Genomic DNA, 11,408 nt, shown 5'->3' with positions numbered 1-11,408 from the left:
CTTCTATTAAGCCTGATTGTGTTAACAATAATCATATTACTTTCCCCAAATTAGGCAATATTAAGTTTATTCAACATCGTCCTTTACTGATGGGTTGACAATTAAAAGAGCTTTAATTACCCAAAAAGCTGATGGCTTGTATGTAACACTAACACTTGAAGATAAATCAGTTCCTAGCCTAACTGTAGATATTCAACCAACAGAAGAAAACAGTTTAGGTATTGATAGTGGTTTAGAGTTTTTTGTTGCTTGCAGTGATTTAACTGCTGTTAAACTCCCTAAATTCTATCGCCAATCCGAAGATAAATTAGCTAAACTTCAATCAAAAAGAGATCGTAGAAAATTAGGGTCTAAAGCCAGAAGAAAGCTCAACCAAAAAGTAGCGAAACTTCATCAAAAGATCGCAAGGCAACGTAAACAATGGCACTATGAAATTGCTAATCAACTCTTAGATAAAGCTGATGTCTTATTTGTTGAAGACTTAAAGGTATCCAATATGTCTAGGCGAAATCAACCTAAGCAGGGAGAAAATGGAACATTTCTACCTAATGGACAATCAGCTAAATCTGGGTTAAACAAAAGTTTTGCTGATGCTGGTATCTCTGGATTTCTTAGCGAGATACTTCCTGGCAAAGCTGAAAAAGCTGGCAAGAAAGTAGTTAAAGTCAATCCAAAAGGTACATCTCAACATTGTGCAATTTGTCTTAATCGTGTTCCTAAAGAATTATCAGATCGTTGGCATTCTTGCGCTTGTGGTGCATCAATGTCAAGAGACATTAATTCGGCAATATTAATAAAAAAAGTGGGGTTGGGCGTTCGCCTCACTATAAAACGCAAATCTTCTGATAATAAGAAGAGGAGAAGCCAGCGTTCTGTTGCCTAAGCAACGAACGTCTGGAGTACGTCACCAACCTCAGCACTCTCAACTTCTGTGGCGGTTCCGGTAAAATATAACCCCTGACCTGTACCTTCGGGAATCGGTGAACCGTAGATAGCGATCGCAACTTTCCCGGCGTTAGAGTAGATATTCTGGGAATGCTTAGAGACTATAGCCGAACTCCAGTAGAGGTTCCAGTTTTCATCGTAGACAAATAATAGGGGGGAAATCCAGGGTTCACCTTCAGTTGAACAAGTAGACAACGAACAGTAGAGATTGCTGGAGATAATATTTTTGGCTTTTTGGAGAACTGCGGGATTATCCGAGTCAACGGTATTAGTCCATTGGTTAGTTTCAGTTGCCTGTCCAGTCAAAATTTTAGCTATTGTCATAAGCGTGGTTCCTGTATTGCCAAAATTGCGGAGTTTGACGTTAGATGTATTACTAAAGACGACCAGATTGCATTTCCGATGCCCTCAAAACTTGACCCCACCAACAGGGCTGACCGTTGAATTGGACTAACCTGAAATTGGAAACAAAATTCATTCGCTTGACTCGGAACCGTCCGGCATTGGGGTCAAAATACCAGCGCCAAGCTTGATACTCGTAATCTCTGAGCGTTTCACCGGACACTACCCGATCAATACGTCTCTCAAATTCTGACGGATCGTTGAGATCGAGACAAGAATTGATCGCTAAAAACTGTTCGGGAGGCATCCCTTGAGCATTAGCCCCTGCTGAATTGACATATTGTTTTTGAGTCGTCTTAATGGCGTTAATATAAGTCGGTAACTCGGAACCTTCCATCATTTCAATAGTGAGTTCTCGCTCCGGTACTTCGATTAAATTATTAACGGGTTCTGGGGTAAAGGAACTTCCAAGTCCACCGTCCTCTCGGTGCTGTCCTCCGCTATCTGATGAAACCATTAACGCTGCGGGAACTGGGTATTGTCTACCATCATCGCTGTAGAGAACAGCCTGACGATAACCCTGGTTCGCACAAGCCCTGGCTATTTTTTCCCAAGCTGCATCAGTCAACTGCTTGATTCGTTGGACGGGTAAAGGCAAACCGTCGTTACCCAATACCGCAACATGATCGCTATCGATACGAACCCAGTAAAGCGCCAACAGTTCAAGATCGGTTTGAGTAATTGCGTTTTTATGCACCATTGGTTATTTTTCCTTTATTTGCAATACATCTCAATCGTTCCTCTAGCTCTCTGTATTCCAATACCCCAAGAACGCCGCATAACAATGTTATCTCTTGTGGTGTGGGCATAGTCCCGTTAACTAACTTTTTCCAGCAGGCGAGCGCCAGTTGTTCATCTTCTCTGTTGCCCTCCTGTTCATTTTGCTCATGGGAGTCTGTTTGAATTTCTCGCTGGCTTTGTACCAGGTCAAGATTTAAAGGCTCTCCCGTGTTCTCCCAAGTTGAAACATCAGCTTTGATGAACTGAATCAATCGCTGACTCATAGAGATGCGAAGCTGCGCGGCAAGTTGTTTAAACTTTACACGCAAATTTTCTTCGTCAAAAAATACCCGGGTGCTTGGTTTATTGATCGGCACGTTTCATTGGTAGGTAGGTCACTTGAGCCAATTATCCTTTATACGTCAATTGCTGTCATCGTGTGCAGCGTGTGCAAACTATTACAGTTGACATAGGTATGCAACCTATCTTACTATGGTGGTTAAAGAACAAAGGAAAGAGTGAAGTTAACCTTTACTTCTTCAGATATCTTGAACGCAAAAGTTAAGAACTCAAATATTTAAGGACAATTCAAATGAAGAAAATTGCCCTCGATACTGAATATCGACATCCACTGGTTTGTCTATCTTTTTAATTTAAAGGAGAACTTAGTTAAATGATGGAATTCTCAAAGCTAACAGAAAAACAACGTTACAATCTCATCCTGAGTTTAGCATTGAATATTCAAACCCGTGCCAATCATTTTGATACGCACACTCCCCTAGACGCATTAGTTGACTTGAGAACTCATTATTTTATTACCTGCAACTCCGAGTTTTATGCAATTGTAGAATCTCTCAATCATCTAACTCAATTAGAGACTTTAAATTTATTAATCGATTTGGCTAACGAACTCAAAGCTACTGAGATTCAAGAAGCTTTTTTATTATGTAAACAGGAATAAATATGATGGATGTTAAACCCCTCAACCAATGGATATTACCAACAACTTTATCTGAACAACAAGCTCTTTATCAACTTGAAAATACTTGTGGTGCTTTCCTACAAAACTTATCTGAAGAAGCCAGATATTCACTAATCATTGAAATTGCAAAACAGTTACCTCACCAATCTAATATTCATCCACAAATCAAACAGTCTATTAAAGACCTATCTATTGAGAACCTTGTTAATTTACTTGCTGCTATTCAAGATTCACTGGTATGAATAGAAAAATAATGAACTATAAACAGGCTGATATTCTCTTGAAATTAAATGGAAAGATAAGGTTTACAGGCTTCTTTCAAGAATTAGGGCTGACAACAAAGTTCTTAAAAAAACAGGGCTTTATACAGAAAAATAATGGTTATCGTTCAGGATTTACCATCACTTTTCCGCCAGATTTTGATTATAGTCAATGGAGACAACAATATGAGCAATCTATAAAAGAAAAGCAACTTGGACATAGTAAAAATTCACCCTGGAGACGAACTAATCGTTTAATGTATGATTCCTATCCACTTTATACCTCAAACTATCGAACTAATAACTGAAATTTGATATTTTCCACTCAAAATTTAGTGTTTTTTGCTCCTAGTTTGTACAATTTAATTTCTCAAAACTGTCTTATTTTTACCGAAAAAATACGTTAAAATTCAGAAAAGGAGGGGGATAAAATTTTAAAAAACTGCAAAAATCCCTGAAAAAATGGTACTAATTCCCATAGAAATCTCATCTTTTATCGATGGAGATACCGTTAAATTTGTCAGAAATCATCAAATTCTCACCAGTCGGGCTAGGTGGATAGATTGCCCCGAAGTTGATACCGAATGGGGAATTAAAGCCAAGCAATTTGTTGAGTCCCTGGCGGAGAATAATCAACTCTTGATTGAAGAATATGGGCCGGATAGGTATGATAGGATTGAAGCTGATTGGTTTATTGGTTCAAGAAGCCTGAATATTCAAGTAAAATTAATCTTGCAGGGACTCGCTTATTGTGTCCCACCCACTGTTCAATATAACCTTTCAAAAAGAAGTTCTGCACTTCTCTGTAAACTAATAAAATCCCAAACAAAAGCCTTCCATGAAAAGGTGGGAATATGGGGAGATTCCAACTTTATTTTACCCAATAAAAGAGGAATGTTCTAAGATAAAATTCCATAAAAAAATACCCCGAAATCATTCAGGATATAGTAGTTTATAAACCTAGAAAACCATTTAATTTATATTTTAATCCAATCCCCAAGAATCTACCCACAAATCATAAAGCTGCTGTGACATTTCGGGATTTTCAAAGAATGGTGGTAAGTAATTTTCATCTTTAATTCGTAGCAGGAAATTTGCTAGCATTTCCATACTGTATGGCCCCGACTTTTGAATTTCTTCTAAATATTTACTGAGAATGTTGTGAGCCTCTGGGATAATAGTAGTGAGTATATTTTCCTCTATATTATTTCGCTTGCCAATCTCCGCAGCCAGACTGTACAAGCCTTTCAGTAGATAATAAGCCCACAAATCCTCATCACTTTCTCCAGCAAACTGTGCCGCAGTTTCATCAAATTCCGCAGAATAATTAAAGATAGCTAAAGTTTCCAAACCCGTCGTCCCAATCGTTTGACAAAAGGCATTTTTAAATTTCTCATTAGCGAGGGCTATCCCAATATCAAAGTTCTGTTTCTCTTGATTTAAGATACTATCATCCTGTCCATCGGGATTAATGTGATGCCAATACCAATTGTATCCTTGTTGCCATTCCAGATTCCAAGATTCTAAACTGTAGGTTTGGGGTGTAATAATCTCCTGAGAATTGGGAAATTTCATCTGCTCATGTCGATAGGAATTGAGAGCTTTTGTTGCCATTTTTAATGGATTTTCGATGATAGAAATATGGGCTGGAAAAATAGAAATTCCGCTCAGGTTGCCAATGCGTTCAATGCGATGAATCCTGATTTCTGTTGTTCCGGTCTTAGTTTTGGTATCAAATGGAATAAAATAAAGGTTTTTGGAGACAGGAATTTCACTTGTTAGTTTTCCGCTACTGAAACGGGTTGAACTGACTTGATAGGTGCAGAGTTCCCTTTTTCCTCCAAGTAGTAATTCGTTACCATTCCAGATAAAGAAACCGTCATTTGTTAAGTTGTTATCGCTGGAAATCAACTCCCAAATAATTTTATATTGTCCTGGCGTAACAGAATAGGAAATAATACTTCCCTCGGTTGGAATTAAACCCTCAACTCCCTGTTGAATTATTGGGTCAGAAAATCCCATGAACTCATCCAAACTAGAAGCTGCACGCGAACCCGAACCTGTGTTTGCATAGCCATAGGGTTGATTATATCCTCCTGAACCGAATATTTCGTATTGTTGGTTATCGTAAACTATCGGAACTGGGTAAGGTAAATCTTTGATTCGTGAAAGCTCTGTAACGTGAGCAATGGTTGTCCCCGTTTTAGAAGTTTCGTCAACTAAAATAATTGCAAGACTACCGTAAGGAACTTCTACCTCAGCGATCATCAAAGGAATTGTTTCGTAGAATCCTGTATCTTTTCCCATGATAAATTTGGTATCAGCAATCGCAATAATATCCCGTTGATTCCAGGCAAAAAGAACGTCCTTTGATTCGGCTTCCCGTTCCTGACTTTCCAGCCAAACCCCAATTTTATATACCCCAGGCTGAAGGTTTTTATACTCGCCAAAAGAACCCTCCTGTCCTGGCAATTCTACTTCAGTTAGTCCCAGATATTTGTGAATTCCCGATATAGCTCTTGCACCTGTTCCGGTTGATAAATTGAGTTCATGTACGGCAAAAGCTGCACCAAAAGTAAGACTTGCTTGGCTGATTTTGTTACTCATTTTAGGTAAATTTGATAACTTTAAACATAGCTATTTTAGCATAAAAAAAGTCCCTGAAAATACCAGAGACTCTGTATAAATTCTAGGTAAATTTATTGAACTTATGGATGAGGAAACTGCCGAACTTTTAATTCATCCGGAAATTCTTCAATGTTTCCTTTCTTGGAATGTTTGAATTTAGTTTTGTGTTTGAATGATTCGGTGGAGTGAATGAAATTGCTGCCCAATTGCTTAACAAATACGGGAATTGTCAACACTTCGCAATCTTTCACTACTTTGAGAATCCAATCATAATAACAAGGTCGGGCTTTATCCCCAGATTCTCCGCCAACAATGATCCAGTTAACAAAATCATTGAGATATATTTGCTGTTCATTATCAATCAATTCATCAATTTCAACAGGAATAGGACTCAATAATTCAACAGGCTCTAGCAATGGTTCACAAGAGAGGAATTTTAGCTTTGCTGGAATTTGATAGAGTAGCGGAATTCGTTCATTGGCTCTGGCTTGATTTTCCACACTGACGCCAAACCAAACATTGGGGAGTGGAATTTGTGACTTGAAGTTCACTGCCACATTCTTTCCTAGTGTGACCCAGGATGGCCCTATATCGGGTAAGTAATCATTGAAGTATGTTAGGGCAATATCAGGTCGTTTGGTGAGAACTTGAAATGTATGTTGGCTGCAATAAGACATCACAGCCATTACTTTATCTATCCATTCAAAGTTTACATCCTCATGGAATAAGTCACCCATTGAGCATACAAATATTTTCTTTGGAGACTTCCAAGTTAAAGGTTTATAGAGTTGACTTTCTACGAACGTTACAGTATTCCAATCTTTAACTTGTTGGTATTGTTCAAACTGTTGAAGTCGGGGAGAGTTTGCTAACTTTTCTGCATAGCAATTTGCACAACCTTCACTGATTTTAGAGCATCCAACGATGGGGTTCCAGGTTTCGTCAGTCCATTGTATTTTACTCATTATTGTCCCTAATTAACAACTAATAATAGAAACGGTAGAAATAAAAAAAAGCCAGGAATTTCCCCTGACTCTAGTGAAGTAATATTACACTTTAGGCTTCAGTGCTTTAGTATTCTTTGCAGAAGAAAGTTGAGCAGCTTCTTCCGGCATAGCCAAACTTGCCATTGAATTTGCATGATTTTCTTCCAGGCGTGGGTCAGTGCAGAATGCTAATCCTTCATTCTGAGATTCATAGATTTGCTTTGCCGTTTTAAGTGCTGCCATTTCTAGCTTATTTTCTGGGTTTGGTTCACGACAGGTGGTTTGGACAAAGAAGTAAATGCCGTAGCTGCCTTCAGTTTGGATCATTTCAAACCGAAAGATTTTGCTGAAATAAGTCTCAGCCGCCTTTGCGATCGCATACTCATTAAGATCACCTTTCATTCCCTCAGCAACCCACTGATTAAACGCTTCACGGCTAAACACTTCAATCAAACCTGCCATTTTATCCTTACTTTGGCGATGAACCAAAAATGTAGATAATTCAGAAGCTTTCTCATTGAACTGGGTTTTCATTTCTCCAGCCACCGGAATTCCCCAGATTTCTGTGAATTCTTCGTTAATATAATTAGGTTCAAATGTTAAGGTTTTCTGAGTTACCCAACACAGAGCCATTTCCACAAAATTACCACGAGTTAAACCTGCTTTTTCAGCTTGAGAACAATTTAACTTTTTGGTATCTCCGGTAACGAATAAGCCCCATTCTTTGGAACAATTCGGCCGATAACGAGCCGGAATTTTAGGAATCCGAAATGCAAAGCTGTCGATAGTAATAACGTTCATGATTCAATTAATCCTTGAGTTAAGTTTTCAGTTTCAGTTTCAGTTTCAGTTTTAGTTTCAGACTTAATTTCAGAGAAATCGTAGAAAATCGGCGGTAGACAAAAAATAGCAAGCAAGCTTATTGTCAACTCACTTACTATTATAAATTAACGCTAATATTCTATCTAAACTATTTATTGAAATGCACAACTAAGCCTGGAACTTTATAGGCAGACTCTTGAATTACTTTCTGATGTTGGGCTTGCAAATTAGACAAATGTTTACTTTCTAGCAGCTTCTGTTTGCGTTCCTCCAATGCTTTAATTTGATTTTCAAGCTCCTCAATGTCAGCATCTAGTTTATTTAACTTTGTGGCATTCTTACGCTGCAACTTGATTTCCTCAATGCGAATATCATCCTCCAACCGTGCTAATTTAACAGAATCTTTGGAGTTTGCATATTTTTGACGAAAACATAGCACAACTTTTGCCATGCTATCTGAATAGACCGTGTTATTCTTATTATGCTTTTGGTTGTACTGAAAAATCGATAAAGCTTCTCCAGTCGCTTCAACTTCAGCAGATTCTAGGCGAGAACTAAATTCATTCATTTGAGCTTTGAGTTGAACAAACTTACGAATAGCTTGATCAGTTTCAGTTTCAGGAAGAATATCAGACTTAATTGAGTTAATTTCAGACTTTTTAGGAATCATCGAATTTACAATTGAGTGAATTACTTACAGAGAAAAAACCAGGAATAAATAGATTTATTTATCTAATCCTGGTATAATTAACGAGGCTATTTGAACGTTTATTGTGTGCGTTTCTCAGGACTTGCTATTAGCGATAATAATGGCAGGTTCTTTTTGTTGAGAAGTCACTTGAATATAATCTTGCTCATTGTCTTCACATTCAAAAACTGGTTCGGGAAGATGAGTATAAAAATCGCCAAGATTATGATTCTGCACCCACCATTCAGGTTCGTTATTGATGCTTTCCACTGTGCTATTTAGCCACTTGATAAAAGCCGCTTTTACATCACCGGGAGCCATGCAATCACAATTTTGATAACCCGTTAGCTGCAACCGTTCGACTATTATTTCCAAGTCAAATTGTTCAATCTGTTGTTCGGTTTTCTGCATGATATGAATTTCCAAAAAACAACTAAGCCAAAGAAGCGGTAGAAACTTGTAATTTGACAGGTGCAATCAGAACTGCATTGCCTTCAGATGTCAGCAAATAACTTCCGGGTTCAAACACATTTCTTACATCACTGATTCGTAAATGCTGCCAAGTAATTGCCCCACAAGAGTAAGTTTGCCAGAGTCCAGATTGCCAAATAAATTCGCAGAGATAATAGCTATATTTTGGGTCAAGATATTTTGGAGCCAACATCCCAAAACAGCCTTTCTTATATTCTCGGATAGGCTTGCCCAATTGTTCTTTTGTTCCCTTGTTAATTAACCAAAAATCCGCAGCAAGGAATGCAGAGTGAATCTTCCAAAGATACGGATGTCGTTCAAAGTGTTTAATTTCTGACTGCATCTCAATTTCCAGTAGAGAACTGAAAAAAGAGGCGGTAGATCAGAATAAAAAAGACCCCACCTTGCGATGGAGCCTGCCGAAACTTTTAGGGAATTGCCGGATAATACCGTCTGGTTTTATGACCTTTCCTTAAAGGAACCAACTGAGAATAAACCAAACGCTTTTCTTCCAAAATATAAAGTTTAGCTTTGACCGCACCCCCATCTGGAAATTCTCCATAAATCTCGCCGATTTCATCAAGGATTTCCGGCAAATTCATCCCTGGCTTGGACAGAATTAGCATCAGCAGCTTGAATTGTTGCTCCGTCAGTTTTAGAGATTGATTCATAAGTCAAGTGTCAATTGATAATGTTGGGGTTCAAAGGTGATTTGCTGAGTTTGGGGATTGAAAATAATCAGGGGTAACTTTGCTTTCCGTGCCATTTGAATTGTTAGAAATGTTCCGCCCAATCCCTGTTGGCATCCATTATTCCAAACTGCCAAACCAAGTTGGGAATTTCTAACCATAAATAGATTTCGAGCTTGCATCACGCCCTGCTTATATTGAGGATATAGAACTTGAATTTCAGAAGCTTTTCCGAGTAGTTTGCGATAATGAATTTGCTTAGGAAGCGGCCATAGATTAGATTGGTCTTCGCAGGGTAAAATAGCCTTCCAGGTTAGGTATCTTTCTGTCCAAATCTCTGCGGCTAATTGGTCAGTTCCGAGTGCCATGCCAGTTAGAAAGATAGTGAATCTTCGTTGAATTGCAAGGTCGGTTAGTTGGTTAATACCAAGTTTTGCAAGTTTAAAATTAACAGTTCGATGTCCGGTGATGAATGCAGTAATACTTTTCATTTATTGTCTTTACAAAAAACAACAAATATTGTAGGCGGTAGAAAATAAAAAAACCTCCCCAGTTGGGAAGGCTTAATAACTCAACGGCTATTCGTCGAAGTAAATTCGTTTGATATCCATTTTCCAATCAGACCAACGCCACCAAATGGTCAGGTTTATTGATTTAAAATGAATTAGGTTCCATCCCAGAAAGCGATGTCGATTAATATTAACGTTCTGGGTAAAAAATAAGTGGAAGTGTTTCATAGTTTTTGCAAAAAATAACCAACAACATTAACTGGTAAGTTTCTTTAGTATAAATAAAAAAACCTCCCCGTAGGGAGGCTAAAACATAATAAAGCTCTGACGTTATAACAAACTATGATAACCTTTGTTGTCGTTCAACTGCCAGAAAACTAAACTAAATCTTTCGGGAGATTTAATCTGTTTAACTCCATGAAGAACTTTACAGTTAAACTCAAGGATATTGCCATCTTTCAGGAGATAATCTGTTGGGTTAGGTTCGCCATAACTAAAGATAGCTTCCCCTAAATTGACTAATATCGCTTTCGGTTTTGCATAGGTATGATCTCGATGAAGCCCAATCCTTCCATCACTAACCTTACCGTCATTAAGCTTGCCTCCAAAAGTCAGCAAACCAATGTTACAACCCGGATAGATTCTCTGACTAAAGTTCCAGATTCTGTTATCAAAGTAACTTTTGGTCAGCTTACCGTTTCTGAAATCAACCTCATGGAAAAGCCAAAGTCGATAACGGCCTTTCGCATAGTTACTTGTATCAGCAACGAGTTTATCTTTCATGCTGCGACACCAATCTTTCAAAGCTTCGGGATTTTGAACTTGATTAATTCGCTTCAAGTCAGTTGGAAATCCTAACTTATGGGTCATGGCAGATTACCTCAAAATATCATTCCCTTTCTGCGGTAGTTGCCTAAAAAATAAGCCTCCAATTATTCAGAAGCTTACTTTGAATTTCTACAAGTATCCTTTGCAAATATTAAGTCAATAAACCCGACCAATCTAATACCTTATCCGACCAAATACCGGAAGCTTCCGACAATTTACGGCGCTCGTCAATATCAGTCCAAAGTTCCTTAATTCTAGATTCCCATTGAGAAAGTTGAATTTGCAATTGTACTAATTCGGCAGCTATTTCTATTTCGGCTTCTGCTGCTGTCCATTCGATAAAGAACTTGCTTTCGGTGAGTAATTGTTCGACAACAATACAGTTGGTATGGTCAAGACTGCAAGATTTTATTCGAGCCAAATTAGAAGCTAGGTTTCCCAACCGAATCGGTAAATTATCCTGCAAATATCGATGTTT

Annotated in this window: 19 protein-coding genes; 5 read left to right on the top strand and 14 right to left on the bottom strand. The window is 38.2% G+C overall.

Annotated features, from left to right (window positions below; genetic code table 11):
* The first annotated feature begins 94 nt into the window (after window positions 1–94).
* Window positions 95–883, top strand: a complete 789-nt coding sequence (locus tag L8106_RS28650; protein ID WP_009788078.1) for an RNA-guided endonuclease TnpB family protein — start codon at window positions 95–97, stop codon at window positions 881–883.
* Here L8106_RS28650 and L8106_RS28645 read toward each other — a convergent pair.
* From L8106_RS28645 to L8106_RS28635, 3 genes are read right to left on the bottom strand one after another with little or no spacing between them, the layout of a single operon-like run.
* Window positions 880–1,269: a pyridoxamine 5'-phosphate oxidase family protein gene (locus L8106_RS28645; RefSeq protein WP_009788077.1), complete on the bottom strand. Its 390-nt coding sequence runs from the start codon at window positions 1,267–1,269 to the stop codon at window positions 880–882. The two genes, L8106_RS28650 and L8106_RS28645, sit on opposite strands and share 4 nt — an antisense overlap.
* Window positions 1,270–1,321: 52 nt before the next feature.
* A complete protein-coding gene (locus L8106_RS28640; protein ID WP_009788076.1) occupies window positions 1,322–2,047 on the bottom strand; it encodes a hypothetical protein in 726 nt (241 codons plus the stop codon).
* A complete protein-coding gene (locus tag L8106_RS28635; protein WP_009788075.1) occupies window positions 2,037–2,444 on the bottom strand; it encodes a hypothetical protein in 408 nt (135 codons plus the stop codon). Before L8106_RS28635 ends, L8106_RS28640 begins: the two co-directional genes overlap by 11 nt.
* Window positions 2,445–2,740: 296 nt before the next feature.
* Here L8106_RS28635 and L8106_RS28630 point away from each other — a divergent pair, with 296 nt between their 5' ends.
* The 4 genes from L8106_RS28630 to L8106_RS28615 all read left to right on the top strand — a co-directional run bounded on the left by L8106_RS28630 (window position 2,741) and on the right by L8106_RS28615 (window position 4,212).
* Complete coding sequence (locus L8106_RS28630; RefSeq protein WP_009788074.1) at window positions 2,741–3,028, top strand: hypothetical protein; 288 nt, start codon at window positions 2,741–2,743, stop codon at window positions 3,026–3,028.
* A 2-nt stretch (window positions 3,029–3,030) separates the two neighbouring features.
* Window positions 3,031–3,291: a hypothetical protein gene (locus L8106_RS28625; protein WP_039897508.1), complete on the top strand. Its 261-nt coding sequence runs from the start codon at window positions 3,031–3,033 to the stop codon at window positions 3,289–3,291.
* A complete protein-coding gene (locus tag L8106_RS28620) occupies window positions 3,288–3,617 on the top strand; it encodes a hypothetical protein (RefSeq protein ID WP_009788072.1) in 330 nt (109 codons plus the stop codon). The genes L8106_RS28625 and L8106_RS28620 overlap by 4 nt, the downstream gene beginning before the upstream one ends.
* A gap of 154 nt (window positions 3,618–3,771) precedes the next feature.
* Complete coding sequence (locus tag L8106_RS28615; RefSeq protein WP_009788071.1) at window positions 3,772–4,212, top strand: thermonuclease family protein; 441 nt, start codon at window positions 3,772–3,774, stop codon at window positions 4,210–4,212.
* 81 nt (window positions 4,213–4,293) lie between these two features.
* On the opposite strand, the gene L8106_RS28610 is transcribed toward L8106_RS28615, so the two are convergent.
* The 11 genes from L8106_RS28610 to L8106_RS33315 form a co-directional block, all read right to left on the bottom strand.
* Complete coding sequence (locus L8106_RS28610) at window positions 4,294–5,916, bottom strand: hypothetical protein (RefSeq protein WP_009788070.1); 1,623 nt, start codon at window positions 5,914–5,916, stop codon at window positions 4,294–4,296.
* A 101-nt stretch (window positions 5,917–6,017) separates the two neighbouring features.
* On the bottom strand, window positions 6,018–6,902 hold the full coding sequence (locus L8106_RS28605) for a phage Gp37/Gp68 family protein (protein ID WP_009788069.1): 885 nt from the start codon (window positions 6,900–6,902) through the stop codon (window positions 6,018–6,020).
* An 84-nt stretch (window positions 6,903–6,986) separates the two neighbouring features.
* Window positions 6,987–7,724, bottom strand: coding sequence for a hypothetical protein (locus L8106_RS28600; RefSeq protein ID WP_009788068.1), 738 nt, complete (start codon window positions 7,722–7,724; stop codon window positions 6,987–6,989).
* A 169-nt stretch (window positions 7,725–7,893) separates the two neighbouring features.
* On the bottom strand, window positions 7,894–8,415 hold the full coding sequence (locus L8106_RS28595; RefSeq protein WP_009788066.1) for a hypothetical protein: 522 nt from the start codon (window positions 8,413–8,415) through the stop codon (window positions 7,894–7,896).
* 114 nt (window positions 8,416–8,529) lie between these two features.
* On the bottom strand, window positions 8,530–8,844 hold the full coding sequence (locus L8106_RS28590) for a hypothetical protein (protein ID WP_009788065.1): 315 nt from the start codon (window positions 8,842–8,844) through the stop codon (window positions 8,530–8,532).
* A 22-nt stretch (window positions 8,845–8,866) separates the two neighbouring features.
* Entirely contained in the window at window positions 8,867–9,247 is a 381-nt protein-coding gene (locus tag L8106_RS28585; protein ID WP_009788064.1) for a DUF6943 family protein, read from the bottom strand.
* Between the two features lie 85 nt (window positions 9,248–9,332).
* Window positions 9,333–9,575 (bottom strand): hypothetical protein, encoded by a 243-nt coding sequence (locus L8106_RS28580; RefSeq protein ID WP_009788063.1) that lies wholly within the window; start codon window positions 9,573–9,575, stop codon window positions 9,333–9,335.
* Window positions 9,572–10,084 carry an SLOG family protein gene (locus L8106_RS28575; RefSeq protein WP_009788062.1) on the bottom strand — a complete coding sequence of 171 codons (513 nt, stop codon included), beginning with the start codon at window positions 10,082–10,084 and terminating at the stop codon, window positions 9,572–9,574. The genes L8106_RS28580 and L8106_RS28575 overlap by 4 nt, the downstream gene beginning before the upstream one ends.
* Window positions 10,085–10,171: 87 nt before the next feature.
* Complete coding sequence (locus L8106_RS32695; protein ID WP_156803846.1) at window positions 10,172–10,330, bottom strand: hypothetical protein; 159 nt, start codon at window positions 10,328–10,330, stop codon at window positions 10,172–10,174.
* Window positions 10,331–10,432: 102 nt separating this feature from the next.
* Complete coding sequence (locus tag L8106_RS28570) at window positions 10,433–10,972, bottom strand: hypothetical protein (protein ID WP_009788061.1); 540 nt, start codon at window positions 10,970–10,972, stop codon at window positions 10,433–10,435.
* 109 nt (window positions 10,973–11,081) lie between these two features.
* On the bottom strand, window positions 11,082–11,408 hold a 327-nt coding region (locus L8106_RS33315; RefSeq protein ID WP_009788060.1), incomplete at its 5' end, for a hypothetical protein.

It is taken from the genome of Lyngbya sp. PCC 8106 (assembly GCF_000169095.1).
Lineage (GTDB): Bacteria > Cyanobacteriota > Cyanobacteriia > Cyanobacteriales > Microcoleaceae > Capilliphycus.
This window is presented reverse-complemented; position numbering and strand designations above follow the sequence as displayed.

Bases quoted from the DNA above. Each gene is read 5' to 3' on its own strand.
- L8106_RS28645 (WP_009788077.1), bottom strand. From the start codon at position 1,269: ATGACAATAGCTAAAATTTTGACTGGACAGGCAACTGAAACTAACCAA.
- L8106_RS28640 (WP_009788076.1), bottom strand. From the start codon at position 2,047: ATGGTGCATAAAAACGCAATTACTCAAACCGATCTTGAACTGTTGGCG.
- L8106_RS28630 (WP_009788074.1), top strand. From the start codon at position 2,741: ATGATGGAATTCTCAAAGCTAACAGAAAAACAACGTTACAATCTCATC.
- L8106_RS28625 (WP_039897508.1), top strand. From the start codon at position 3,031: ATGATGGATGTTAAACCCCTCAACCAATGGATATTACCAACAACTTTA.
- L8106_RS28620 (WP_009788072.1), top strand. From the start codon at position 3,288: ATGAATAGAAAAATAATGAACTATAAACAGGCTGATATTCTCTTGAAA.
- L8106_RS28615 (WP_009788071.1), top strand. From the start codon at position 3,772: ATGGTACTAATTCCCATAGAAATCTCATCTTTTATCGATGGAGATACC.
- L8106_RS28610 (WP_009788070.1), bottom strand. From the start codon at position 5,916: ATGAGTAACAAAATCAGCCAAGCAAGTCTTACTTTTGGTGCAGCTTTT.
- L8106_RS28605 (WP_009788069.1), bottom strand. From the start codon at position 6,902: ATGAGTAAAATACAATGGACTGACGAAACCTGGAACCCCATCGTTGGA.
- L8106_RS28600 (WP_009788068.1), bottom strand. From the start codon at position 7,724: ATGAACGTTATTACTATCGACAGCTTTGCATTTCGGATTCCTAAAATT.
- L8106_RS28595 (WP_009788066.1), bottom strand. From the start codon at position 8,415: ATGATTCCTAAAAAGTCTGAAATTAACTCAATTAAGTCTGATATTCTT.
- L8106_RS28590 (WP_009788065.1), bottom strand. From the start codon at position 8,844: ATGCAGAAAACCGAACAACAGATTGAACAATTTGACTTGGAAATAATA.
- L8106_RS28585 (WP_009788064.1), bottom strand. From the start codon at position 9,247: ATGCAGTCAGAAATTAAACACTTTGAACGACATCCGTATCTTTGGAAG.
- L8106_RS28580 (WP_009788063.1), bottom strand. From the start codon at position 9,575: ATGAATCAATCTCTAAAACTGACGGAGCAACAATTCAAGCTGCTGATG.
- L8106_RS28575 (WP_009788062.1), bottom strand. From the start codon at position 10,084: ATGAAAAGTATTACTGCATTCATCACCGGACATCGAACTGTTAATTTT.
- L8106_RS32695 (WP_156803846.1), bottom strand. From the start codon at position 10,330: ATGAAACACTTCCACTTATTTTTTACCCAGAACGTTAATATTAATCGA.
- L8106_RS28570 (WP_009788061.1), bottom strand. From the start codon at position 10,972: ATGACCCATAAGTTAGGATTTCCAACTGACTTGAAGCGAATTAATCAA.